This is a genomic window from Shewanella submarina (assembly GCF_042646185.1).
Classification (GTDB): Bacteria; Pseudomonadota; Gammaproteobacteria; order Enterobacterales; family Shewanellaceae; genus Shewanella; species Shewanella corallii.
Genome location: NZ_JBHRTD010000017.1, coordinates 366726 through 390227, shown reverse-complemented (window position 1 = coordinate 390227; position 23502 = coordinate 366726). Strand labels below are relative to the sequence as shown.

At 51.4% G+C, this 23502-nt stretch carries 24 protein-coding genes; 9 read left to right on the top strand and 15 right to left on the bottom strand.

Going from position 1 to position 23502, the window contains the following annotated elements; genetic code table 11:
- Positions 1-61: 61 nt before the first annotated feature.
- The gene (gene punC / locus ACFOE0_RS15645) at positions 62-1303 is read right to left on the bottom strand and encodes a purine nucleoside transporter PunC (RefSeq protein ID WP_248936113.1); all 1242 of its coding nucleotides are present in this window, start codon (positions 1301-1303) and stop codon (positions 62-64) included.
- A 120-nt stretch (positions 1304-1423) separates the two neighbouring features.
- Between punC and punR the strand changes: the two genes are divergently transcribed.
- The 6 genes from punR (at position 1424) to ACFOE0_RS15615 (ending at position 4604) form a co-directional block, all read left to right on the top strand.
- Positions 1424-2326 carry a DNA-binding transcriptional activator PunR gene (gene punR, locus ACFOE0_RS15640; RefSeq protein WP_248936112.1) on the top strand — a complete coding sequence of 301 codons (903 nt, stop codon included), beginning with the start codon at positions 1424-1426 and terminating at the stop codon, positions 2324-2326.
- Positions 2327-2504: 178 nt separating this feature from the next.
- Positions 2505-3164: a Bax inhibitor-1/YccA family protein gene (locus ACFOE0_RS15635; RefSeq protein ID WP_248936111.1), complete on the top strand. Its 660-nt coding sequence runs from the start codon at positions 2505-2507 to the stop codon at positions 3162-3164.
- 55 nt (positions 3165-3219) lie between these two features.
- Positions 3220-3609, top strand: coding sequence for a sulfurtransferase complex subunit TusD (tusD, locus tag ACFOE0_RS15630; protein WP_248936110.1), 390 nt, complete (start codon positions 3220-3222; stop codon positions 3607-3609).
- Positions 3610-3618: 9 nt separating this feature from the next.
- The gene (gene tusC / locus ACFOE0_RS15625; protein ID WP_248936109.1) at positions 3619-3975 is read left to right on the top strand and encodes a sulfurtransferase complex subunit TusC; all 357 of its coding nucleotides are present in this window, start codon (positions 3619-3621) and stop codon (positions 3973-3975) included.
- Positions 3975-4256, top strand: a complete 282-nt coding sequence (gene tusB, locus ACFOE0_RS15620; RefSeq protein ID WP_248936108.1) for a sulfurtransferase complex subunit TusB — start codon at positions 3975-3977, stop codon at positions 4254-4256. Before tusC ends, tusB begins: the two co-directional genes overlap by 1 nt.
- 12 nt (positions 4257-4268) lie before the next feature.
- Positions 4269-4604, top strand: a complete 336-nt coding sequence (locus tag ACFOE0_RS15615) for a TusE/DsrC/DsvC family sulfur relay protein (protein ID WP_248936107.1) — start codon at positions 4269-4271, stop codon at positions 4602-4604.
- 61 nt (positions 4605-4665) lie between these two features.
- Here ACFOE0_RS15615 and ACFOE0_RS15610 read toward each other — a convergent pair whose 3' ends face one another.
- The 6 genes from ACFOE0_RS15610 to ACFOE0_RS15585 form a co-directional block, all read right to left on the bottom strand.
- Positions 4666-5679 (bottom strand): chemotaxis protein, encoded by a 1014-nt coding sequence (locus tag ACFOE0_RS15610; protein WP_115136761.1) that lies wholly within the window; start codon positions 5677-5679, stop codon positions 4666-4668.
- A gap of 165 nt (positions 5680-5844) precedes the next feature.
- Positions 5845-7476 (bottom strand): electron transfer flavoprotein-ubiquinone oxidoreductase, encoded by a 1632-nt coding sequence (locus tag ACFOE0_RS15605; protein ID WP_248936371.1) that lies wholly within the window; start codon positions 7474-7476, stop codon positions 5845-5847.
- A gap of 20 nt (positions 7477-7496) precedes the next feature.
- Positions 7497-8315 (bottom strand): enoyl-CoA hydratase/isomerase family protein, encoded by an 819-nt coding sequence (locus tag ACFOE0_RS15600; RefSeq protein WP_248936106.1) that lies wholly within the window; start codon positions 8313-8315, stop codon positions 7497-7499.
- A 12-nt stretch (positions 8316-8327) separates the two neighbouring features.
- The gene (locus ACFOE0_RS15595) at positions 8328-9533 is read right to left on the bottom strand and encodes an acetyl-CoA C-acyltransferase (RefSeq protein WP_248936105.1); all 1206 of its coding nucleotides are present in this window, start codon (positions 9531-9533) and stop codon (positions 8328-8330) included.
- 33 nt (positions 9534-9566) lie between these two features.
- Positions 9567-10031 (bottom strand): MaoC family dehydratase, encoded by a 465-nt coding sequence (locus tag ACFOE0_RS15590; protein ID WP_248936103.1) that lies wholly within the window; start codon positions 10029-10031, stop codon positions 9567-9569.
- 13 nt (positions 10032-10044) lie between these two features.
- Positions 10045-10830 (bottom strand): SDR family oxidoreductase, encoded by a 786-nt coding sequence (locus ACFOE0_RS15585; protein ID WP_248936102.1) that lies wholly within the window; start codon positions 10828-10830, stop codon positions 10045-10047.
- Positions 10831-11141: 311 nt separating this feature from the next.
- Here ACFOE0_RS15585 and ACFOE0_RS15580 point away from each other — a divergent pair, with 311 nt between their 5' ends.
- The gene (locus ACFOE0_RS15580; protein WP_248936100.1) at positions 11142-12527 is read left to right on the top strand and encodes a DUF1329 domain-containing protein; all 1386 of its coding nucleotides are present in this window, start codon (positions 11142-11144) and stop codon (positions 12525-12527) included.
- A gap of 12 nt (positions 12528-12539) precedes the next feature.
- Positions 12540-14084: a DUF1302 domain-containing protein gene (locus ACFOE0_RS15575; protein ID WP_248936098.1), complete on the top strand. Its 1545-nt coding sequence runs from the start codon at positions 12540-12542 to the stop codon at positions 14082-14084.
- Positions 14085-14168: 84 nt separating this feature from the next.
- Here the strand turns inward: ACFOE0_RS15575 and ACFOE0_RS15570 are convergent, their stop codons facing one another.
- A complete protein-coding gene (locus tag ACFOE0_RS15570) occupies positions 14169-15215 on the bottom strand; it encodes an MBL fold metallo-hydrolase (RefSeq protein WP_248936097.1) in 1047 nt (348 codons plus the stop codon).
- 194 nt (positions 15216-15409) lie between these two features.
- On the opposite strand from ACFOE0_RS15570, the gene ACFOE0_RS15565 reads away from it, so the two are divergent.
- A complete protein-coding gene (locus ACFOE0_RS15565) occupies positions 15410-16024 on the top strand; it encodes a TetR/AcrR family transcriptional regulator (RefSeq protein ID WP_248936095.1) in 615 nt (204 codons plus the stop codon).
- A gap of 30 nt (positions 16025-16054) precedes the next feature.
- On the opposite strand, the gene ACFOE0_RS15560 is transcribed toward ACFOE0_RS15565, so the two are convergent.
- The 7 genes from ACFOE0_RS15560 to ACFOE0_RS15530 all read right to left on the bottom strand — a co-directional run bounded on the left by ACFOE0_RS15560 (position 16055) and on the right by ACFOE0_RS15530 (position 23501).
- Positions 16055-16513: a TIGR02594 family protein gene (locus ACFOE0_RS15560; protein ID WP_248936094.1), complete on the bottom strand. Its 459-nt coding sequence runs from the start codon at positions 16511-16513 to the stop codon at positions 16055-16057.
- 181 nt (positions 16514-16694) lie between these two features.
- A complete protein-coding gene (locus ACFOE0_RS15555; protein ID WP_248936092.1) occupies positions 16695-18308 on the bottom strand; it encodes an amidase in 1614 nt (537 codons plus the stop codon).
- A gap of 1 nt (position 18309) precedes the next feature.
- Positions 18310-19188, bottom strand: a complete 879-nt coding sequence (locus ACFOE0_RS15550) for an SDR family oxidoreductase (protein WP_248936090.1) — start codon at positions 19186-19188, stop codon at positions 18310-18312.
- Between the two features lie 79 nt (positions 19189-19267).
- The gene (locus ACFOE0_RS15545) at positions 19268-20455 is read right to left on the bottom strand and encodes an acetyl-CoA C-acetyltransferase (protein ID WP_248936088.1); all 1188 of its coding nucleotides are present in this window, start codon (positions 20453-20455) and stop codon (positions 19268-19270) included.
- Entirely contained in the window at positions 20452-21540 is a 1089-nt protein-coding gene (locus tag ACFOE0_RS15540) for an acyl-CoA dehydrogenase family protein (RefSeq protein ID WP_248936087.1), read from the bottom strand. Before ACFOE0_RS15540 ends, ACFOE0_RS15545 begins: the two co-directional genes overlap by 4 nt.
- Before the next feature lie 7 nt (positions 21541-21547).
- Positions 21548-22699 (bottom strand): acyl-CoA dehydrogenase family protein, encoded by a 1152-nt coding sequence (locus tag ACFOE0_RS15535; protein ID WP_248936086.1) that lies wholly within the window; start codon positions 22697-22699, stop codon positions 21548-21550.
- Positions 22700-22730: 31 nt separating this feature from the next.
- A complete protein-coding gene (locus tag ACFOE0_RS15530; protein WP_248936085.1) occupies positions 22731-23501 on the bottom strand; it encodes an enoyl-CoA hydratase family protein in 771 nt (256 codons plus the stop codon).
- Position 23502: the final 1 nt, after the last annotated feature.

Here is a 23502-nt window from a genome sequence, read left to right as displayed (position 1 = left end):
CTTCACCCACCTTGCTGTAAAGCACTATTTTAAAGCTTTTATTCAAGTGCTTAACTTATAGTCACTTCTGGGCGTTTTCGTCGCAGAACATCGCAGCCCGGGCATTGTCCGGCATCACCATGCGCTGTTTGGCTGATTGCAGCCGGTAACCGATAGCAACACCCACGGCGCAGGTCAGAATACCCCAGCCAATAGCCTTGTCACCGCTGGCGGCAAACATTGCTACCAGGCTTGATGCACCGAAGGACATACTGATCTGCAGGAAGTTCTGCACACCAGCTGCTTTTGCTGCATCGTTGGAAAACTGCTGCAGTGCATTGTTCACCACGATTGGATAAATCGCACCATTGGCCGCGGCAGATACTGAGAAGATCAGCAGCAGCGGGAAGATGGTAGCGACATCAATCAGCAGAGTCACTGTCACAATACCGGCAACACACAACGCAAACAGTACCAGCAGAGCTTGCAGTGCCTTCTCGTTACCCACTTTCTTAATCAGAATCTTGCCGGCATAACCGCCCACAATGAACATGATGGTCTGTGGAATAAAGCTCAGCCCAATCTCAGCCGCTGCGTAACCATTTTGCTCCATCACGATCGGCCAAACGGTCAGGTAAGAGAAGAACGCACCACTACAGGCACCAAAGATAATCACGTTACCCAGGAAACGGGTATTTTTGATGATATCCATAAAGCCTGCTTTTTTGGCAACTTCTGTGGTTTCACTCTTGGCCTTCGGCGCAGGCACCAGCACAGCTGTCAGCATGATAATCAGTATGCCCACACCAGTCAGTGCCAGGAAGATAGCTCTCCAGCCCAGATGTTCCTGAACAAACGCACCAATGATGGGAGCCAATGCAGGAGACAGTGCCACCAGAGGCATAATGTTGCTGAAGATACCCTGAGCTTCTTCTGAGTTGTACTGCTCTACTACCAAAGCCTGCCAAATCACCCCGGCGGCACAGGCACCCAGAGCCTGGAAGAATCGCGCAGTGTTCAGCATCATGATGCTGTCACTGTTGGCAATCACCAGAGTCGCGGCACAGAACAACGCCATACCCGCAAACAAAGCGTTGCGGTGACCGATACGGTTTACCAATGGGCCGTACACCAATTGACCACAGGCCAGACCGGCCAGGAAGGTGGTCAGAGACATGGCCACTTCAGATGGAGAGCTGCCAAAACTGCTTTCAATAGCTTTGAAAGCTGGTAGATACATATCTGTAGCAATAAAACCCAGCATGCTGAGTAGAGAAAGATAGAATAAAAACAGGAAGTACCTGCCAGTAGATGCGTTGTTCATAATCAAATCAGCATAATCTTAAAAAAGGCGTCGCATTCTACGATCTTGATTTATTGGGTTGAAGCAATTATTTTTGAACCATGCTTTCAAAATAAATCATAGCAATTAAAGAGGCCTCCTATGCTCTCGGAACAGGCGTTGGAACTGATAGATATCGTTGCCCGGGATGGCAGTTTTACCGCCGCCGCCCACAGACTGCATAAAGTCCCTTCAGCAGTCAGTTATGCCGTTAAACAAATAGAGGAAGAGCTGGGAGTTGCCCTGTTTCTGCGGCATCACCGCAGCGTGTCGTTGACGCCTGCCGGTGAGCATTTCGTTCGTCATGCCAGATCTATTCTGGGACACATGGATGGCCTGAAGCGCGATACTCAGAGAATTGCCAATGGCTGGCAACCCACTCTCTCTATCGCGCTGGACAATATTGTCAGAGCGGATCGCATCAGTGTATTGATTGCAGACTTCTACAGACAGTTTCAGGATGTAGAGCTGATTGTCCGTATTGAAGTGTTTAACGGCGTATGGGAAGCCCTGGCGACAGGACGCAGCGATATTGCCGTTGGCGCGACCACAGCTGTTCCCGTGGGTGGTTTCTATCAATATAAAGAGATGGGAGAGATTGAATGGTCATTTCTGGTGAGCAAGAATCACCCGCTGGCCGATATCGACCGACCTTTGACCGACGATGAACTCCGCCCTTTCCCCTCTATTTGTCTGGAAGACACCTCAAGGGAGATCCCAAAGCGCATGACCTGGTTGCTGGATAATCAGCGTCGTCTTGTTGTGCCTGACTGGATCCGCGCCATCAATTGTTTCCGCGAAGGACTGGGTATTGGTTATATGCCCAGACATCTGGCAGCACCTTTTATTCAAACTGGTATGCTAAAAGAGAAGCAGCTGGAAAACAGTTTACGCCCAAGCAGTTGCTGCCTGGCGTGGAATCCCGCAAAGATGTCACCCGCTCTAACCTGGGTGCTGGATTATCTGGGTGACAGCGACAAGCTGCATAAAGAGTGGCTTGCGTGACCATAACAGCTCATATTTGCGTATGATAATTTGTTAACAAACCGGCCTGTGTCACTTGTCATCGTTGACTTTTGTGCTCAGGCTTGGGTTAATATCCTTTATTCATGGAATACGCGACAACTTCAACACAAGGTGTTGAGTTAAACCGGATTTAACTATTGATGCATTGGAGTCATCTATGAAGCAAGAATCGACGTACAGCAGTCAGTTGTCGACCCTCGAGGTCAACAAGATGCTGAAAAACACCTATATGCTATTGGCAATGACACTGGCCTTTTCGGCTGTTTGTGCCGCCGTGGGCATGGCCTTTGGTATTGGCCGTTTCGCGTCGCTGGGGCTGTCTATCGGTAGCTTGGTTTTGTTATTTGTAACTCTGCGCAAAGCCGATACCTCTGCAGGTCTGTTCTGGGTATTTGCCTTTACCGGTATGCAGGGCGCATCTCTGGGTTATATTCTTAACCACTACGTGGGCATGGCCAACGGTCCTCAGTTGATTATGCAGGCACTGGGCCTGACTTCGGTGATCTTTGTCGCACTGTCTATGTATGCGCTGACCACCAAGAAAGACTTCTCCTTTATGGGGGGCTTCTTATTCGCCGGTCTGATCGTAGTGATGGTAGCTGGCCTTATTAACATCTTCGTTGGCAGCAGCGTTGTGTTTATGGCGCTGAATGCAGCAATTGCCCTGCTTATGACTGCACTGATCCTGTACGATACAAGCAGAATTGTTAATGGTGGTGAAACCAACTATATCCGCGCTACTGTGTCGTTATATCTGGACTTCATCAACCTGTTTATCGCCCTGCTGAACCTGCTGGGTATGAGCAACGACGACTAATCCAATTTGGATTTAATTAAGGTAAAATGGCCCTTTACGGGCCATTTTTTGTTATATGAGCAAATTTATTATTCAGGTAAATGGCAGCGTGTATGGCGACAACGCCGGTGTACATGCGCTTAAATTTACCCAATCGGCACTGGCCGCAGGCCATGAAGTGGTTCGGGTGTTCTTCTATCAGGAAGGCGTTAGCCACTCCAACACTTTGCTGAGCCCCGCAAGCGATGAGTTTAATCTGCATCAGGCCTGGTGCGACTTGGCTAACCAACACAGCATTGAACTGGTGAACTGTGTGTCAGCAGCGCTACGTCGCGGCATATTGTCTGAGCAAGACGCTAAAGAGCAACAAGCTGAACATTGGAATACGTCAGCCCCCTTTATCAATGGTGGTCTGGGTGAGTTGGTTACCGGCATTGAACAGGCTGACCGCCTGATCTGTTTTTAAGAGGCTCCTGTGAAGCATATTTGTATTGTTTTCCGTCGTCCTCCCCATGGTACTCCCCATGGCAGAGAGGCGCTGGATTTGGCTATGTTAAGCGCCAGCTTTGAACAGCAGGTCACTTTGATATTCACTGATGAAGGCGTATTGAATCTGGTCAGTGACCAGGCGCCCGAGCTGATTGGTGCCAGAAATTACATATCCACCTTTAAGGCACTGCCGTTTTACGATATTGAAGATGTACTGGTTTGTGGTGAATCCCTGAAAGAGTTTGGCCTGAAACGCTCAGTACTGAATATTGAAGCTGAAGTGGTGCTGGCCGATGATATTGCCCAGCGTTTGCTGGAAGCGGATGAGGTTTTGGTATTCTGATGATCTTACACCATATTCAAACGTCTCCCGGTAACGACAATGGCCTGCATACTGCCCTGAGATATGCAGGCAAAGCGGACAGCTTTTTGTTGTCCGGTAACGGGGTTAATGCCGTACTGAAACGTCAGTGGTCCATGGCCCTGTCACCTTTTAAAGTGTATTTGCTGAAAGATGACGTCGAAGCCCGCGGTTTGCAGATGCAAACAAGTGGATACCCATTGGTCAGCTATGACGAGTTTGTCGCACTGACACTCAGTCACAATAAAGTCATTACCTGGTAGGACGAATATAACGTGAACCACATCGAATTTAACGGTGCTCAGATTGGTACAGACGCTCAGGGTTACCTGCTTAACGTATCAGACTGGTCTCCTGAACTGGCACCGGTTATTGCCGCCGGTGAAGAGATTGAACTGACCGAAGCCCACTGGGAAGTAATTAACTTCGTACGCAACTTCTATCTTGAGTTCAACACCAGCCCGGCTATCCGGGTACTGGTTAAAGCCATAGGTCAGGCAATGGGGCCGGATAAAGGCAACTCCAAGTATCTTTATACTCTGTTCCCGGTTGGCCCGGCGAAACAGGCCACCAAAATTGCTGGTCTGCCGAAACCCGCCAAGTGTATCTGATGCCTTACCCATAAACTGAAAAAGCCCCGAACTCGGGGCTTTTTGCTATTTGAAGCTTGGGTTATGAGGCGTTTTCCAGCATTTCAGCTTCATGGTCGATGCCAAGAATCAGTTTATCCATCAAGGGGATCATGCGTTCAATTTCTGGCTTGGTGATAGTGTCATTGGCACCCAGCTCCAAGGCCTTGGCACGGTTTGAGTCACTCATCAGGGAGGAGAACATCACGATAGGAATAGACTTGTATGCCGAGGAATCACGCAGGCGCTTGACCAGGTGCATACCGTCCATTTGCGGCATCTCTACATCCGATACTATACCGTTGACATAGTCACCAATCTTGCCGCCATGCTCTTCAACTGCGCGCTCGAAGTCTACCAACTTGTTAAGCGCCTCTGCACCGTCTTTAGCGGTGATCACAGTGTAACCACCGGCAATCAAGGTGCTCTCAATCATCTTACGAATAAACGCAGAGTCATCGACCACAAGGACAGTATTGGCATCACGCTTCTTGACGATCTCTTCTGTCATTGGAACATGTTTGTCATGGGTAAGGTCATACTTATCCATGCTGAGTTCCGGGTTAATGTCAGAGATAATCTTTTCGAAGTCGAGGATCATAATGATATGACCTTCATTACGAACAACCGCTACTACACAGTCCTGGCTGCCCGCTTCAAGGAATTGGCTTGGTGATTCAACCTGCTCCCAGGAAACACGGTGAATACGCTGAACATGATCAACCAGGAAACCGTTAATCATCTTGTTGAAGTCGGTCACAATGACCACCTTCTCATCCAGGTCGTCTTTGGTGGGCACACTCAGCCAACTGCCCAGATCAACCATGGGGATCAATTTATCCCTGAGAGAAAATACCCCGACCAAATTGTCGTGAGCTTTAGGGTAATCCGAGGTCTCCGGAACCCGAATTACTTCTCTCACCTTGGCTACGTTGATGCCGTAGTAACAGACTTTTACCTGCCCGTTCGGTAACTTGCGGTGCAGGTGGAATTCGATGATTTCAAGTTCATTGGTTCCGCTCTCCAGCAGAATTCCATTGTCTTTAGATGGACTCATAATCAGCTCTCGAATGTATCAGTGAAAAGAGAAATCCCGTTAACGCTTTAACAAGTATAGAAAGAGATTTGAGAACTATCGGAAAAACTTATAAATAATCGAATTTTTTTATTTGCTATCAAACTCAAAGGCATAAAAAAGCCGGATTAGTATCCGGCTTATGCATTACATATTGGGATAATTGGGACCACCGCCCCCTTCGGGAACCACCCAGCGTATATTCTGGGAAGGGTCTTTAATATCGCAGGTTTTGCAGTGCAGGCAGTTTTGAGCATTGATTTGTAACTGTTTATCGCCCTGCTCATTGTCCACCACTTCATATACACCAGCGGGACAATAACGCTGCGCAGGCTCACCAAAGATGGGAAGATTGGTTCGCATGGGAATAGCGGCATCTTTTAGCTGCAGATGACAGGGCTGATCTTCCTCATGGTTGGTATTGGACAGGAAAACAGACGCGTTCCTGTCAAAACTCAGCACACCATCGGGCCTGGGGTATTGCCTCTCTTTGCACATGGATGCAGGTTTAAGCCTGTCATGGTCAGCCAGCTTGTCCCTGAGCACGACACCACTTTTACCCTTGAGCCAATTCTGCTCCACATAGTTAAAGCTACCGCCAAGCAATGGGCCAAGTTTATGCAGCGCGGGGGCAAAGTTACGGGTGCGCTTCAGCTCGTCATACAGCCAGCTTTGCTGAAACCTCACGCCAAAGTCAGTCAAGCTGTCAGTGCGGCCATCGTCAATCGCCTTAAATACGCTCTCCGCTGCCAGCATGCCTGACTTCATCGAGGTGTGAGTTCCTTTAATCTTGGCGACATTCAGGGTTCCGGCATCGCACCCAATCAAGAGTCCTCCCGGGAATCCCATGTCGGGTAGCGCATTAAAGCCACCTTTGGCTATGGCGCGGGCACCATAAGAGAGACGTTTACCACCTTGCAGATGAGACGCAATATCCGGGTGTGTTTTAAAACGCTGGAACTCTTCATAGGGGCTCAGATGTGGATTGGCATAGTTAAGATCCACAATCAAACCCACTACGACCTGATTGTTATCACCATGATAGAGAAAAAATCCGCCACCGGCTTCATTATCCAGCGGCCAGCCAAAGCCATGTACGACAAGCCCTGGTTGATGCTGCTCAGGCGGCACTTCCCACAGCTCTTTGAGACCCAATCCATAGTGTTGGGCATCAGCCTCCTTGCTGAGCTCAAATCGTTCGAGTAACTCTTTACCCAAATGACCCCGACAACCTTCACTAAATAGTGTGTATTTGGCATGAAGCTCCATGCCCGGCATATAACTGTCTTTAGGCTTGCCGGCTTTATCAAGCCCCATATCGCCGGTGGCTATGCCTTTAACCGCACCATCCTGGTGATAAAGCACTTCGCTGGCCGCAAACCCGGGAAATATCTCTACCCCCAAAGCTTCGGCCTGCTCACCGAGCCAGCGGCACAGCTGACCCAGACTGGCGATATAGTTACCCTGGTTGTGCATGGGCTTTGGAATGGCAAAATCAGGCAGTCGCATACTTTTTTGTTGATCCCGCAACATCAGCAGGCGGTCTTCACTGACACTGCAGTTCAGCGGTGCCCCCAGCTGCTGCCAGTCAGGGAACAGCTCATTCAGGCTTTTGGGCTCAATAATGGCGCCAGAAAGAATATGGGCGCCCACCTCCGAGCCCTTTTCCACCACACAGACGCTGAGTTCTTTACCCGCTTCCTGTGACAATTGCTTTAAGCGGCAAGCGGCAGACAACCCAGCCGGGCCTGCACCCACAATGACCACATCAAATTCCATTGATTCACGCATACCTGCTCCTACTTGCCCTTAAATGTCGGCGTACGCTTTTCGAAGAAGGCACTGACCCCTTCTTGAAAGTCTTCGCTGTTAAAGCAGAATTGCTGGAACTGGGCTTCCTGGCGGATCACATCATGCAGGCTGTCTCTTTGAGCCTGGTTCAGCAGCTGTTTTAGATACTTCTGGGATAGAGGTGCACCATCAGCCAGCTTACGGGCCCACTGCTGGGCATAGTCCATCAGGTTGTCGTCTTCCACCTTGCGGTTCGCCAGGCCAAAGTTGATGCAGGATTCGGCGGTCAGCATGTCCGCTTCAACGCAGATTTCGAATGCTTTCTTGTATCCGAGCTGATTTACCAGATGCCAACTGGCTCCGCCATCAGGAACCAGAGCAATGGCCGCAAATGCCTGAAACAGACACGCTGACTCTGCCATCACCATAAGGTCACAGGTTAATGCCAGGGCTCCACCGATACCCGCCGCGGCTCCGTTGACTGCAGCCAGGTAAATCTTATCTGAGTGGGTGATACGGGACAGAAAGGGTTTGTACTCGTTTAGGATCTGCGCCTCAATGCCATGGCGGGCACTGGTGAGTTCCTTAAGGTCAGCTCCTGCAGAGAAGCAGGAACCTGCACCGGACAGCACCACCACCCGGATATTGTCATCGGCGTCGACCAGATCGATCGCCTGATGAAGCTCTCTGCGCATCTGCTGGTTAAAAGCATTCAGGCTTTTGGGTCGATTCAGCTGGATATTGCAGACTTTGTCCTGCACCGAAAACGTGATGGTTTCAAATTCACCGGCAATCTCAGCCTGGGAAGGATTTCGCATCATATTCATAAAGCCTCCCTGCTACTGAGCCACTTCGAACAGACCGGCAGCGCCCATACCGCCACCAATACACATGGCAACTACCAGGTATTTAACGCCGCGACGTTTGGCCTCCATCAGACCGTGGGCCACCATACGAGTGCCTGACATACCAAAAGGATGGCCTATGGAGATAGCACCACCATTAACATTCAGCCTGTCGTTGGGGATTTCCAACTTGTCGCGGCAGTAAAGCACCTGGCTGGCGAACGCTTCGTTGATCTCCCACAGGCCAATATCATCAACCGTAAGATCAAACTGATTAAGCAGTTTTGGAATAGCAAATACAGGCCCAATTCCCATCTCTTCCGGGCCACATCCGGCGACCGCGATCCCTTTATAGATACCCAGAGGTGTCAACCCAAGACGCTCTGCCTCATCGTCACTCATCAACAAAGTCGCTGCCGCGCCATCTGAAAACTGGGATGCATTACCCGCAGTAACGTGTTTGCCTTCCTGAATATGGGTGCCGTCTTTCCAGACAGTTTTCAGAGCCTGCAAACTCTCCATTGTGGTGTCGGCGCGATTACACTCATCCTTATCTGCGGTAACCTGGATATGACCCGCAGGTTTACGGTCAGCATCAAAAGTCAGCTTATTGGCCGTCAGTGGAATAATTTCATCGTTAAACAGCCCAGCCTGCTGCGCCGCCGCTGTGCGTTGCTGGCTTTGCAGTGCATATTGATCCTGCGCTTCACGGGATATGTTATAGCGCTCTGCCACTATTTCAGCGGTTTCAATCATCTGAATATAGGCATCAGGTACAACCGCCTGAACCGCTTCAGAACGGGCGCGATAGGTATTCTTATGCTTGGTTTGAGTGAGGGAAAGAGACTCAACGCCACCGGCAATAGCAACTTTCATTTCACCGGCAATAATGTTTTTGGCGGCAATCCCTATGGTCATCAGACCTGATGCACACATGCGATCCACTGCCATGCCGGGCACTGAATTTGGCAGGCCACCTGTGTAGGCGCACAAACGGCCAATGTTATAGCCCTGGGTGCCCTGCTGTACCGCGGCGCCCATAATCACATCTTCCACACTGGCTGGATCTATACCGGCTCTTTCAACGACAGCCTTTACTACTGCGCCGCCAAGTACAGGCGCTTCGGTATCATTGAAGCTACCACGAAAAGATTTGGTCAGCGCGGTGCGCGCTGCAGAAACGATTACTGCCTGGGTCATGCTGCTCTCCCCATTAATGATGTCTGGTTGGAATTATTGTTTGAATGAGTAACGGCTAATGGTGTCTACAACACAGGCCGGGCGATCACTGCCCTCTATCTCAACTGTCACCCGGATAGTGGCCTGCACCGCTGCGCCCTTGGCTTCTACTGACACGATTTGCCCCCTGCCTCTAATGGCGCTGCCCACAGGCACTGCAGCAGGAAAACGTACCTTGTCACAGCCGTAGTTAACCCCCATGGCCAGATTGCTGACCTCGATCAGATCCGGCAGGAACAAATTGACCATAGACAGCGTCAGGTAACCGTGGGCGATACAAGCGCCGAACGGGCCCTCAGCAGCTCTGACAGGGTCCACATGAATCCATTGATGATCCCCGGTGGCTTCTGCAAACAGATCGATGCGCTCCTGGCTGATCTGCAGCCAGTCTGTTCTTCCCAGCTCCAAGCTCTCAGATGCCAGCAGTTGCTCTGCGCTTTCTATCTTGATATTGGCCATAGCAATCCCCTTGTTAAGCGCGTTGAGAGCTGACAGGTACCACTTCGCCTGTCATATAGGAGGCGTAATCGCTGGCAAGAAACATCATCACGTTGGCGACCTCCCACACTTCAGCGGCCCGGCCGAAGGCTTCTTTTGATGAGAGTTGCTTCAGCAGCTCTTCGGATGAGGCTTTTTTAAGAAATTCATGGAGGGCGATGGAAGGCGAAACTGCATTAATACGCACGCCATACTCGGCGGCTTCCAGTGCGCTGCATCGGGTCAGTGCCATTACACCTGCCTTGGCCGCAGCATAATGAGCTTGCTCTTTCTGGGCACGCCAGCCCAGTACGGAAGCGTTATTGACTATCACGCCCCTGCCGCGATTTTGCATATGAGGCAGCATGGCCCTGGTCATACGGAAAGTGCCGGTCAGTGTAATATCCAGCACCCGGCTCCACTCTGTATCTGTCATATCAACAACAGCTTTTTGACCACCCAGACCTGCGTTATTTATCAGTACATCGACGCCACCCAACGCTGATTCGGCGGCTGAAATCAGGCTTTGAACCTGCTCTTCGTTGCTGACGTCGCACAGCTGACCATATACCTGACTCAGCCCGGTTTCCGCTTTTAACTTTTCGATAGCTGCTTCAAGTCTGCCGGGATGAATGTCTGAAATCATCAGGGCACGACACCCCTCTTCTGCAGCGCGTTTGGCTGCAGAGAATCCAATACCGGCCCCGGCTGCTGCGGTGATCAGTACAGATTTGCCCTTCAGCAATCCATGGCCTTCCACATATTGAGGAACCTGCGTCATATCTACCCCTGTCTGTTCGTCACGTTTATCAGCAGCGGCCTGTGGCCGCTTTTGTCTGACTCTGTGGTTATTCAGTCACGAAGGGGAATTGGGCTCATCGTCAAAGCGGACGATGGAACAGAAGCCGGTGATGAAAATCAGGGAATAGAGTAAATGTTCAAAAAACAACCTAGTCAAAACAGACGATTCGGCTGATTAAGGAATCCCAAATTATCGTCCCTGAACAATAACTACACAATCTTCGCAGTGCTTAAGGAGTTAGATACCCAAGTGATTGGATATCGATAAGCTGAAGGCCAAAGGAGGAAAACATGAGGAACAGTCATCTGTTAACTCACCTGCTTGCGGGAGCGCTGGTTACTGCCAGCGGGAGCGCACTTGCTAAAGTTTCACAGGACGAAGCAGCAAAACTGGGGAATGAACTGACCTGTACCGGCGCGATTGCGTCAGCCAATGCCGATGGCAGCATCCCGGCATACTCAGGTAAATGGCTGGGTAAGCCAGATCATATTAAATACGATATGCATGTGGGTGCTCACCCAATCGATCCTTATCCGCAAGATAAGCCTAAATTCACCATCGACGGCAAAAACTACAAGCAATACGCCGATAAACTGACTCCGGGTCAGGTCGCCATGTTTGAGCGTTATCCGGAAACCTTCAAAATGCCCGTCTACGAAGGTCGCCGTGATTTCCGCTATCCGGATGTTATCTGCGACACCATGAAGAAAAACGCCGTCACTGCAGAGCTGATTGACGATGGTTTTGGCTTCACCGGCTACAAAGGTGCTGTGCCTTTCCCTATCCCGGACCTGACACAGCCAATGCAGATCCTCGCCAACCATAACTTCCCATACCGCGCCTTTACCTATGAAACTCTGCGTGACATTGCGGATGTGAGCTCAGATGGCGATATCTCATGGGGACGCGCCAATGGTAAGGGTCTTAACCTGCCAAATCACCCAGACTATGTGGGCCAACCTGTCGGCGGCATCATGGCCTACAGCTTTACCTCTACTCTGCTGCCAACCCGTAACAAGGGCAGCGCCACGGTATCGACTGAGCCGATGAACTTTGCTCAGGACAAGCGTCTGGCCTGGAACTATAACCCGGGTACACGCCGGGTACGTCAGTTACCTGAATATGGCTTCGATACCCCACTGGCCGGTACTTCAGGCAAGCTTACGCTTGACTCTGACCGTCTGATGAACGGTTCTCCAGAGCGTTATGAGTGGAAAGCATACGAGCGCAAGGAGATTTATATTCCTGCCAATGCCTACAAGGTCCACGGTAAAGACGTAACCTACGACGAGCTGCTGACCATCAACCATGCCAACCCCGAATTGATGCGCTATGAACTGCGTCGTGTTTGGGTGCTTGAAGGGACTTTGAAAGAAGAGTATCGCCACAAATATGGCCGTCGCACCATGTATCTGGATGAAGACAGCTGGCACGCTATCATCTCTGACTTCTACGACACCCGTGATCAGCTGGTACAGCACGCTTACATCAACTACTACTACGCCTTTGATGCAGACAGTTATGAGGCTGGCAGCAGCTTCTACCACGACCTGACCACAGGCAGCTATGTTGGTTATAACCTGTTCCAGGAGCGTGAAGTGGGCCCGGTTCTTAACAAGAATGACATGGAAACCCACCACTTTACCCCGGCGGCGTTGCGTCGTATGAGTCACTAAAGGAGCAGGCCTGTGAAAAAATTTAATAAGAACTTGCTCTCTGCCGCTTTGTTGTCTGCCATGGTCGCACCAAACGCCTTCGCCGGCGAAACTATAGCGCTTGGCGAAGATGTCACTCTGGATTGGAAAGGCACACTGACCTACTCAGCAGGTATGCGTCTTGAGGATCAGGACCCGGCCCTGAACAGTTCTGGCAACAGAAATTTTGATAATAACGATTTAATCGGTAACGGTCTGTATCTGCTGCTTGAAGGTCACCTGCGCTGGGAAAACTATGGTCTGGTATTCTCGGGCTCCACCTTCTATGACGATGTTTATCAGGATGACAAGTTCAGTGATGCGGCACAGAAGTACCATGGTGGTTACACCCGCCTGCTGGACCTTTATGCCTATACCAATTTTGCCTTTGGTGAAGCGGGTTATGCAGATTTCCGTGTGGGTCGTCATGTGGTCGCCTGGGGTGAAGGTCTGTTCTTCCCCAGTATCTCACTGGCTCAGGGCCCTTCGGACGGCATCAAGTCAGCAGTTCCCGGCACTGAAGTGAAAGATATTCTGCTGCCGGAAGACCAGGTCTCCATGCAGTTGGAAGTGACCCCGGATCTGTCATTCCTGGCCCACTGGCAGTTCAACTGGCAGGAAACCATAGTACCTGAGCCTGGCTCCTTCCTTAGCACCTCTGAAGCCGTGGGTAACGGCGCCTACTGTTTGGTGATTATGCCTGACGGTTCATGTGCCTATGGCCCGAGAGCAGCAGATGTGCTGCCGGATGAGTCGGGTCAATGGGGTGCGGGTGTACGCTACCGGGTTACAGATGTATCTGAGATAGGTTTCTACTATCTGAATTATGCAGACCGTATCCCTATGGTGGATATCGATGTCACCAAGAACTACATTCCGGCGATTGATTTTGCGCTGGGTGAATACAATGTGGTCTATTTCGACGATATCGACCTGTACGGTACCACCTTCTCCACCAACGTAGGTATGGCTTCAATTGCCTCTGAGATCACCTACAAGGATGGCGCTCCGGTACTGGTTAACAGTATGGTCGGTCCTTTGGCGACCCGGGGTGAAATACTTCAGAGTAACCTGAACGCCATTGTTAACTTTGGCCGCAGCTGGCTGGCTGACTCTGTGAACCTGACGGTGGAAGGCGCTTACACTGACATTATGGATGTAGAAGCCCGTTCCCCCACTGGTCTGCCTATGGTGCCGCCGAGCGATACCCTGTACTACACAGGTCATGGTTTTGCTGCGGCGGCGTCTTTGAATCTTTCCTATCCGGGTCTGACTCAGAACTGGGATCTGAGCGTGCCAATTGGCTATTCGCATCAGATTTCAGGCAGAACCATCACAGGTGGCAGTGGCGGTGAAGGTGACTATCGTGCCCGTATCGGCGCAACCTTTACCCATCACAGAACCGGTGTACAGCTGACACTGCAATACGTGGGTTACTTTGGTGATCCGGCTGAAGCCGCGGCTGAGAACGATCCGGTCAAGGAGCGCAGCCTGGCTGACCGCGACAACATCGCCTTTACCGCCAAGTGGGCATTCTAATTCGCTGAGCTCCTTACTTAATGGTAAAACGATAGACACTAAAGGCTCCCTCGGGAGCCTTTCTTTTTATGGAAGTAAATTAAGTCAGCGTTTTCGCCACCAGGTATTCAGCGGCAGTGGCGCTTGAATCTCCATACGTTGTCCTACCTCAGGACTGACCATGATCACGCCACGGTCATTACTAATGGATAACGCTTGCTCCAACGGCTCCTGCCAGTTATGCATGGCCAAATCAAAGGTACTGTTGTGAATAGGCAACATCACTTTACCTTTGAGATCCTGATGAGCCTGAACACTTTGTGCCGGGAACATATGGATATTGGACCAGAGTTCGTTGTATGCACCGGTTTCGATAAAGGTCAGGTCAAACGGCCCGTACCTGTCTCCAATGGTTTTAAAGCCGTCGAAGTAACCGGAATCACCGCTGAAAAACACTTTGGTGTGCTGACTGCGGATAACCCAGCTACCCCAAAGCGTGGTATTTCCGTCAAACAGACCACGACCGGAGAAGTGCTGAGTAGGCGTAAACACATATTCCACTCCGGCTACCGTTACCGAGTCCCACCAGGCAAATTCAGTGATCTTTTCGCTGGGTACGCCCCAATCGACCAGACGTTTACCAATTCTGAGCGGCACCAAAAAACGGGTGGTTTTAGCAGCCAGCTTCTTGACTGCGCGCTTATCAAGATGATCATAGTGATCATGGCTTATCACTACAGTATCAACCTGAGGCAACTCAGCAATACTGATAGGTGTGTTGTGAAAACGCTTTGGTCCGGCAAACTGCACAGGCGACGCCCTGTCAGAGAATACAGGATCGGTGAGAATCAACTCGCCATTTATCTTCAGCAGCAGGCTGGAATGGCCCAGGCGATACACTACATCCTGAGTTTCTTCTTCCAACGCCTGTTTGCTTATGCTGTGTACGGGCAACTCGAAGTCAGGTTTTGGACTGTCACGGTCAAGTCGCCAATAGGCTTTCAGTATCTCCACAATATTGGTGGACTGACGGAATTCTGGATCCTGGTTAACAAATTTCCCGCCCTGCTGGTCGTCCATCAGATGTTGTACACCCAGTATGCTGCTCATAATCAATACTCCTGCCAGAAGAATTTTTACTGTTTTACCCATGGGGTAACTCCTGTCGCTGAAAGTCAGTCGGCAAGTCGATGTTGATCTCCTGTACAGCATTTGGAATAAATCAGGAACCAACGCAAAGTAAACTAGTCGGTGTAGTTTACATCTAAAGAGTGAAAAGTAAACTACTTAGTGTAAAATGAATTGTTATACGACCTTGTTGAACCCTGGATATCTGAGCTAAGCCAATGACATCAGTACCGAAAAGCAGAAGTGAAATAAAACGACAAGCTATCCTTGAAGCAGCACGGGAAGCCTTCCATGAAGATGGTGTTCATCAGACCAGCATGGATAAACTGGCGGCCAGGGCCAAAGTATCCAAGCGTACTGTCTATAACCATTTTGCCTCCAAGGAGGCGCTGGTGATGGAGTTACTTTCCTGTTTGTGGAAGTCGGCAGTGTCAGAAGATGTACTGCTGCAATTGGCCCCCCTGCCCCAACAGGAACAACTGGCTAATTTGCTGTTTCAGGAGATCCGGGTATTTTCTGAGCCCCAATATCTGGATATGGCCAAAGTGGCATTTGGGCATTTTCTGTTCCGGCCTGAGGCATTGCAGGAACAACTGGCGACCATGAACAAAAAAGAGACGGCTCTTTATTTTTGGCTGGTCGAACAGGAAAACCAGGGCAAGCTAGCCATTAAGGACACAGAAAAAGCCCTTGGCCAACTACACAACCTGATCAAAGGCGGGGCTTTCTGGCCTCAGGTGATAGGCGCCTGTCAGCCACTGTCAGCAGAAGAGGGTTTCGAACTGGCAAGGGAAACAGCCGCCATGTTTATCAGTCACTATGGTAAGCAGTAGCCCTAGGGAGCCTTTAAAGTGACATGTCTATTACAGGCGTCGAATCCCCAGCAACTTACTGGCAGGATAACGGCCAACATTGACCTCGTCGCTTTGATTGCCCCCCAACATCAGTACATCATTGCCATCAAATCCCGCGAAAAAACCTACATGTCCCGGCGCCTTGATAACATCAGGCCCTGGCTGTGCGCCCTTCCCCCTTTTCAGGATAACGACATCAAAGCCCACTTCAGCTTCATCTGCCGGAATGGGAATGCCAACTTTGAGCCAGCTTCTGGCCCTCAGGCTTTTTGAACGGGGGAGTCTTAGCAGCCAGGCTATATAATTGGTAAAAGCACTGCACCAGGGGACTTCATCATTCTCTGGCCATGAGTTGTCCAACTTAAGCATCGCCATAATTTGCGGGTTGTCGTCAAAGCCCTCAATCTCTTTGATGCCGGTGAAACGGGTTGCCAGATCGAATGCGGTGAGTTGAATACTGTCCATCATCTCTCTCCTTAAAAAGTTGAGTGTAAAAACAGCTTCAATTACTCAAGCTAGAGCGGCGAGCTCACCTGTTCAATGCCTCTAAGGTGTATTTCTATGGCGACATATGACCATCTCACACTCATCTGTGCTTCAGGCATAAAAAAATCTCCCCGAGGGGAGATTTTTTAACTGAGCAGGGCCGCTAGCCGATATAGGGTGGACGCCTGTGCTGCCAGGGTGCCACCTGCTCCAGTTGAGCAGCCAATGCAAACAGCAGCGCTTCGTTACCGTATGACGCCCCAAACTGCACGCCAATTGGTAAGCCCTCAGCATTCCAATTCATTGGAACAGACATTGCGGGCAGGCCTGTCATATTGAACATGGCTGTGATTGGTGAGGCTTTGATCACATTGCCGACAAAGCTATCGTAGGATTGATACAGGCTGAGCTCCCCAATCTTTGGTGGTGGCGCAGCAGTTACCGGTGCCAGAATCAGATCAAATGTATCGTAGAATCGGTCAAAGCTTCGACCTGCCCTGTCATAGGCGTTGCGAGCAGCAAATACCTGCTGCGCAGTAAAGCCTTTGGCGTTCTCCATAAAACCCCAAACGATTGGAGAAAACTCATCTTCCCTCGCCTTACGCCCCAGTTTTACTTCTTGAGCCTGCACAGCCTGAAGCACACCGGATGAAGTGGTAACGCCCATGCCTTTGTACATATCTTCAATGGGAAGCTCAGGCGACGCCAGTTCAACACTGTGACCCAGACTTTCAAGTACCTTGATGGTATTGTCCACAGCCTTGATACAGTCACTGTGCACCGGCAGGCCGAACGGATGGTGTTTCATCACTGCGATGCGCAAACCCTTTGGCGGGGTTTGAATCGCCTTTAAAAATTCACCATTGACCTGTTGAACCCGGGTGCCATGCTCAGGTCCCTGGGTCAACTCCATCAACAGCGCTGAATCACGTACGCTGCGGCTGACTACATTGTGTACTGACAGTCCCATCCAGCCTTCAAGAATGTCAGGCCCCGTGGGAATGCGCCCACGACTTGGCTTCATGCCAAAGATGCCACAGTGGGATGCAGGAATACGGATAGACCCGCCACCATCACTGGCATGAGCTGCAGGTAGAATTCGCGCCGCAACGGCAGCGGCACTGCCGCCACTCGAGCCACCGGTAGAGCAACTTGTATCCCAGGGGTTCAGTGTGTCGCCGTGAAGTTTGGACTCTGTGGTCGCCGTCTGGCCAAACTCTGGGCTTGTCAGCTTGGCCATAATATTGAGCCCGGCAGCTTTATACCTTTGGGTCAGGGTCGAATCATACTCAGCCACATCATCCTTAAACAGGAGGCTGCCGTTGGTGGTGACAGTACCCTCAACCTTGATACCAAGATCTTTAAGGGCGAACGGAATGCCATGCAGAGGCGCCTTGTTAAAAGCGGCATCACGCTCCTGCTGCGCAGCATGACTTTGCTGTTTTGCCTGCTCACGGGCCGCTTCCAGGTGGCTGACAGCTAACAGATTCAGATCCTTATAGGCCTCAAATCGGGCAGCTGCAGCATCAAACAGTTCCAGTGGGGTCACATCGCCCTTGTGAACCAGCTGTGCCATTGCTGTCATATCCAGATTGTCATACTCAGGTATGGGCAGTTTGGTGTTGATACCTGCATTGGCACTGGCTGAAACGCCGGAAAGGGCCACACCTGACATAGCAGCAGCCCCTAGTGCGCCGCCAGCTTTTAACAGATCTCGACGGCGGTTATCTACGCTATTCGCCGACCTTGGGTGGTTACTTGTTTTGTTTGTTGTCATATCAGCTCCCCCAAACTTTTTGTGCCGGCTGGGCTTTGCCAATCAGAGAGTCCAGCACTTCGCCGATCTCATTAACTTGCCAGCGCTGGCCTTTGTCGGCGGTTTCGCCTGTGCGCCAACCATCACACAGAGACAAACGTCCTCCCTGACTTTCAATTACCTGGCCGGTTATATGGGAAGAGTCGGATGAGCCCAACCACACCACCAGAGGCGCAACATTGTCAGCAGACCAGAGGTCGAAGCTGCCATCTTCAGGTTTTTTCACCACATCCGGCATGGCGCCTTCTGTCATTGAAGTTCTTGCGGCAGGTGCAAGTGCGTTGGCGGTCACGCCATAACGTTTGAGCTCAGCAGCCTGCACCAGGGTCAGGGATGCTACGCCACCTTTGGCAGCAGAATAGTTTGATTGACCGATTGAGCCCTGCAAACCAGCTCCTGAACTTGTGTTGATAATACGGGCATCAACGGGATTGCCGGCCTTGGCCAGATCACGCCAGCGACGCCCCAGAATATTGGCCAGACAAAAATGACCTTTGAGGTGGACCTGCATCACCTTGTCCCAGTCCTCTTCGCTCAAGCTGATAAACATACGATCTGCAAGCACCCCGGCATTGTTCACCAGCACATGGACCTCATCAAAAGCTGCAAGCGCCTCGTCAACGATCCTTTGAGCTGTCTCAATGCGGGTAATATCATGGATAGAGGCGATCGCCTTGCCACCTGAGGTGACGATCTCATCGACAACGGCAGCGGCGGCATCGGCGCGGATATCATTAACCACCACATTTGCCCCTTCAGCGGCAAAGCCCAGCGCATAAGCCTTACCCAGGCCACCACCGGCCCCGGTAATGATGACGGTACGTCCCTTACAAATTCCCATCCTGTTCTCCTTAAGTTCAGCCTGATGGCCGACTTGTCCCTGTTCCGTTTATCCCACGGACTTGTTGTATTCCGAGCCCTTAACTGGCCACAGTGTTATTGCTTGGCGCCTGGGGTTTCAAACGCTCGATGATAGTCACATTGGCAACGCCACCGCCTTCACACATGGTTTGCAAACCAAAACGTCCGTCTCTGCGCTCAAGCTCGTGGAGCATACCGGTCATCAGTCTCGCACCAGTGGCACCAAGCGGGTGACCCAAGGCAATCGCCCCCCCATTAACGTTGACCTTCTCATGAGGGCAATCAAGCTCTTTCATCCATGCCATGGCGACAGATGCAAACGCTTCATTTACCTCAAACAAATCAATATCTTCTATTGATAAACCCGCTTTTTCAAGGGCGCGTTTTGTGGCGGGGATAGGTGCAGTAAGGTGCCATATGGGATCGTCACCCAATACACTGATATGGTGAATTCGCGCCCTTGGGGTCAGGCCATACTTTTTAAGGGCCGTTTCGGATACCACCAAAATCGCAGCTGATGCATCACAGGTCTGGCTGGATACAGCCGCTGTAATGCCAGGATATGCATCGCCAACCGGCTCCAGCTCAGCCATTTTGGCAAGTGAAGTATTTCGCGGCGTCTCATCCTGCTTAAGACCCTGGGTCTCAATAATCTCCTGATTGAACAGTCCGGACTCAATAGCATTAAGTGCCCTTTTATGACTCTCAAGTGCGAAAACTTCCATCTCACCACGGCTGATATTCCAATGGTCAGCAATGCGCTGGGCAGCATAGAACTGGTCAACAGGTGCATCGCCAAAACGCTTGTTCCATCCCTCACTCTGGGCGAACGGCGTAGTAAAACCCAAAGGCTGCCCTGCCAGCATGGCCGATGAGATCGGGATTTGGGTCATGGTCTGAACACCACCGACAGCAATTACATTCTGAGTACCACTCATTACGGCCTGCGCCGCAAAATGCAGGGCCTGCTGGGAAGAGCCACACTGCCTGTCTACCGTGGTGCCTGGTACTGAAAACGGCAACCCCGCCGCCAACCAACTGGTACGGGCAATATTGCCGGCCTGGGAACCAATGGTATCCACGCAGCCAAAGATCACATCATCGTACTGGTCGGCGGGGATCGGGTTACGCTCAACCAGAGCTTTTAGTACATGTGCCCCCAGATCAATGGCATGGATCTGGGACAGGCTGCCCTTGCGTCGTCCGGTGGGCGTTCGCAGCGCATCAACGATATATGCTTGGCTCATATCTGCCTCCCAAAGGTGGACTCTGGCCCGGCGGATTGATTGTCCGCGGCAACACGACTGAACAGATTGTCGTTGACCCGGGCCTGGTGAAAACTTCTGTCACCCCAACTTGGGATCAGGGCCCAGCTGCGCTTCATAAACATCTGCAGATCCACTTCCCAGGTGTAACCCATAGCACCATGTACCTGTATTCCATGACGGGCCGCCAAAGCGGCTGCATCAATACAGGCCAGCTTGGCCTGAGATACATACAGCTCTGCATCCGGAGTTTGGTTCTGCAAGGCCCATGCTGCCCGGTAGAGAACCGGACGGGCGAACTCTATTTTGGCTGCCACATCCGCAAGATGATGCTTAACTGCCTGAAAGCTGCCGATGGCACGACCGAACTGCTTGCGCTGGGCAACATAGTCAACGGACAGATCCAACATGCGCTGTGCCAATCCAAGCAATTGTCCCGCAACTGACAGTGCGCCTCGGTTGAGGGTTTCCGCCAGCAGTACTTCGGCATCATCGCCGCTGACGACCAGGCTATCATCCGTTGGCTGCCAGCTTATTCGGGCAAGGCGACGGGAGGAATCTATACTCGAGTGTGGAGTCACGTCGACCAAAGCACGCTCGATAGCATGTAACTCAATGTCACCATTTTGATTGGTGTGGTGGACCAACAGCAGGTCTGCAGACTGAGCATCGGCAACCAGACTGTTGCAGCCGTGGCCTACCGCAATACGCAGCTCACCGGCAGCAACCTGCTCCAGCCACGCATCTCGCTTTTCTCCGACAGGCAAGGCACTTAATAAACCGGTCGCCACATATGCGGTGTCAGCCATAGAATCGGGAATGCCGTAGTAACCTAACTCCTGCGTCATCAGAGACCAGGCGACATCACCAAGACCCAGACCGCCGGCCTCTTCAGGCACAGAAAGAGCTGTCAGTCCCTGCTCTGCGATCTTACTTCTCAGTTCAGGACTGCGGCCTGAATCGGTTTCCCAGATCTCCCTCAGGGTTTCAGGAGCGGCTTCTGTCATCAAAAAACGGCTTATCGCTTCGCGAAATGCCAATTCATCTTCTGTGAAAGTAAAGTCCATAATCACCTCACCCTTTTGGCAGGCCCAGCATACGCTCGGCTACAATATTGCGTTGAATTTCGTTGGCTCCGGCATAGATTGGTCCAGCCTGAGCAAACAGGAAGCCCTCAAGCCAGTTGGTTGACGCGCAGTCTGTCAGCTCACCCTGTGCCCCCAGAATATCCATAGCTATCTGGTGCATATTCAGATCCAGCTCAGACCAGAAAATCTTGTTGATACTGGATTCAGCACCAATCTTCTCTCCTCTGGATAGACGACCGACTGTGTAATAAGCGGACAAGGCATAAGCCTGAGCATCAGACCAGGCCTGGGCCACTTTGGTTGCTATGGCGGGATCAGCATCTGCTGCACGGCGATTGGCCAGATACAGCTGCACCAACTTGCGGGCCGTCTGCTGGAACCGGGCGGGAGAGCGGAGTAACAAGCCACGCTCAAACCCCGCAGTCGCCATAGCGACCTTCCACCCCTGTCCCTCATCCCCTATGCGGTTTTCAACAGGCACACGAACATTGTCGAAAAAGATTTCAGCAAAGGCCTGTTTGCCATTGAGTGCTTTAATGGGACGTATGGTGACTCCCGGTGCATCCAGCGGCACCATCAGATATGACAGGCCGTGGTGCCGGGAAGATTCTGCGTCTGTGCGGAACAGGCCGAAGCACCAGTCTGCGAAGATGGCTCTGGTCGACCAGGTTTTTTGGCCATTGATCACGTACTCATCACCATCACGAATCGCTTTTGAGCTGATCGCGGCCATATCTGAACCCGCATTGGGCTCAGACCAGGCCTGTGCCCACATATCATCGCTGGCAGCCATTCGTGGCAGGAACTTCTCTTTTTGTGCCTGGGTGCCAAACTCCATCAGGGTCGGGCCAAGCAACAGCTGTCCATTTTGATTGACCCGCATTGGCGCGCCGGCACCATAATATTCCTCTTCAAAGATCAGCCATTCGATAAGGTCGCAGCCGCGGCCTCCAAGTTCAGTGGGCCACATCACCATGGACAGACGCGCATCAAAGAGTTTGCGCTCCCACTCCCTGTGCTGTTCAAAGCCCGCTTTGGTGTCATAACTGGCGAGCGGCTCGGCGGGTAGATTCTCCTTCAGCCACTGGCGAACTTCGGCGCGAAACGCCTGCTGTTTTTCGGTATATGTCAGTTCCATATGCTCTTATGTCCTCCTGACCAAGCCTTAATCAAAACCTGGCGTCGCGTTTTTCCACGAAAGCCCGGCGGGTTTCTGCCGAGTCCGGTGACGTATAGGCTTGCAATGTAAAGCCCTGTTCCCAGCGGTATTTGTCCTCCAGGTTGCCATCTTCAATGCCGTTTAAGGCTTCTTTGGCGATACGGATCATGGCCGGACTTTTTGCTGCAATTTTTGACGCAATAGCCAGCGCGGTGTCTCTGAGCTCAGCTTTGGGTACAATGCGCTCAATAAAGCCATATCGTTCGGCATCCGGCGCAGAAATTGCGTCACCGGTGAAAAACAGGTAACGAACTTTTTGTACCGGGAACAGACGTTGTAAATGCGCCCCGCCCCCCATAGCACCTCTGTCCACCTCTGGCAGAGCAAAGCTGGCACATTCAGACGCCACCACGATATCAGCAGCACCTGTGATGCCTATGCCACCGCCCAACACATATCCATGTACCGCGACAACGACAGGTACAGGACTTCTGTGAACCGCTTTAAACGTTGCGTAATTACCGGCATTGACGGCAACGATTCGCTCCGGATGTTTGTCCAACTCCTTGATATCCACCCCGGCGCAGAAACCGCGACCTTCTGCCCGGAGAACTATCACCCGAACATTCTCGTCAGCCCCCAGCCTGTCGATTTCATCTGCAAGTGCGAACCACTCATAACTGTCGAGCGCATTCACCGGGGGCTTGGCAATCACAAGTTCGGCAATACCGTTATCCAGCGAGGTGCTGAATGCGCTGGCTCCTTTATTGGTCTGCGTCATA

Excerpts from the sequence above, each read along its gene's own strand:
- ACFOE0_RS15590 (WP_248936103.1), bottom strand. The coding sequence starts at position 10,031 with ATGGCCAATATCAAGATAGAAAGCGCAGAGCAACTGCTGGCATCTGAG.
- punR (WP_248936112.1), top strand. The coding sequence starts at position 1,424 with ATGCTCTCGGAACAGGCGTTGGAACTGATAGATATCGTTGCCCGGGAT.
- ACFOE0_RS15535 (WP_248936086.1), bottom strand. The coding sequence starts at position 22,699 with ATGGAACTGACATATACCGAAAAACAGCAGGCGTTTCGCGCCGAAGTT.
- ACFOE0_RS15610 (WP_115136761.1), bottom strand. The coding sequence starts at position 5,679 with ATGAGTCCATCTAAAGACAATGGAATTCTGCTGGAGAGCGGAACCAAT.
- tusD (WP_248936110.1), top strand. The coding sequence starts at position 3,220 with ATGAGCAAATTTATTATTCAGGTAAATGGCAGCGTGTATGGCGACAAC.
- ACFOE0_RS15570 (WP_248936097.1), bottom strand. The coding sequence starts at position 15,215 with ATGGGTAAAACAGTAAAAATTCTTCTGGCAGGAGTATTGATTATGAGC.
- ACFOE0_RS15605 (WP_248936371.1), bottom strand. The coding sequence starts at position 7,476 with ATGGAATTTGATGTGGTCATTGTGGGTGCAGGCCCGGCTGGGTTGTCT.
- ACFOE0_RS15555 (WP_248936092.1), bottom strand. The coding sequence starts at position 18,308 with ATGACAACAAACAAAACAAGTAACCACCCAAGGTCGGCGAATAGCGTA.
- ACFOE0_RS15550 (WP_248936090.1), bottom strand. The coding sequence starts at position 19,188 with ATGGGAATTTGTAAGGGACGTACCGTCATCATTACCGGGGCCGGTGGT.
- punC (WP_248936113.1), bottom strand. The coding sequence starts at position 1,303 with ATGAACAACGCATCTACTGGCAGGTACTTCCTGTTTTTATTCTATCTT.
- tusB (WP_248936108.1), top strand. The coding sequence starts at position 3,975 with ATGATCTTACACCATATTCAAACGTCTCCCGGTAACGACAATGGCCTG.
- ACFOE0_RS15595 (WP_248936105.1), bottom strand. The coding sequence starts at position 9,533 with ATGACCCAGGCAGTAATCGTTTCTGCAGCGCGCACCGCGCTGACCAAA.
- ACFOE0_RS15580 (WP_248936100.1), top strand. The coding sequence starts at position 11,142 with ATGAGGAACAGTCATCTGTTAACTCACCTGCTTGCGGGAGCGCTGGTT.
- ACFOE0_RS15540 (WP_248936087.1), bottom strand. The coding sequence starts at position 21,540 with ATGGACTTTACTTTCACAGAAGATGAATTGGCATTTCGCGAAGCGATA.
- ACFOE0_RS15530 (WP_248936085.1), bottom strand. The coding sequence starts at position 23,501 with ATGACGCAGACCAATAAAGGAGCCAGCGCATTCAGCACCTCGCTGGAT.
- ACFOE0_RS15635 (WP_248936111.1), top strand. The coding sequence starts at position 2,505 with ATGAAGCAAGAATCGACGTACAGCAGTCAGTTGTCGACCCTCGAGGTC.
- ACFOE0_RS15585 (WP_248936102.1), bottom strand. The coding sequence starts at position 10,830 with ATGACGCAGGTTCCTCAATATGTGGAAGGCCATGGATTGCTGAAGGGC.
- ACFOE0_RS15600 (WP_248936106.1), bottom strand. The coding sequence starts at position 8,315 with ATGAATATGATGCGAAATCCTTCCCAGGCTGAGATTGCCGGTGAATTT.
- ACFOE0_RS15565 (WP_248936095.1), top strand. The coding sequence starts at position 15,410 with ATGACATCAGTACCGAAAAGCAGAAGTGAAATAAAACGACAAGCTATC.
- ACFOE0_RS15560 (WP_248936094.1), bottom strand. The coding sequence starts at position 16,513 with ATGATGGACAGTATTCAACTCACCGCATTCGATCTGGCAACCCGTTTC.
- ACFOE0_RS15545 (WP_248936088.1), bottom strand. The coding sequence starts at position 20,455 with ATGAGCCAAGCATATATCGTTGATGCGCTGCGAACGCCCACCGGACGA.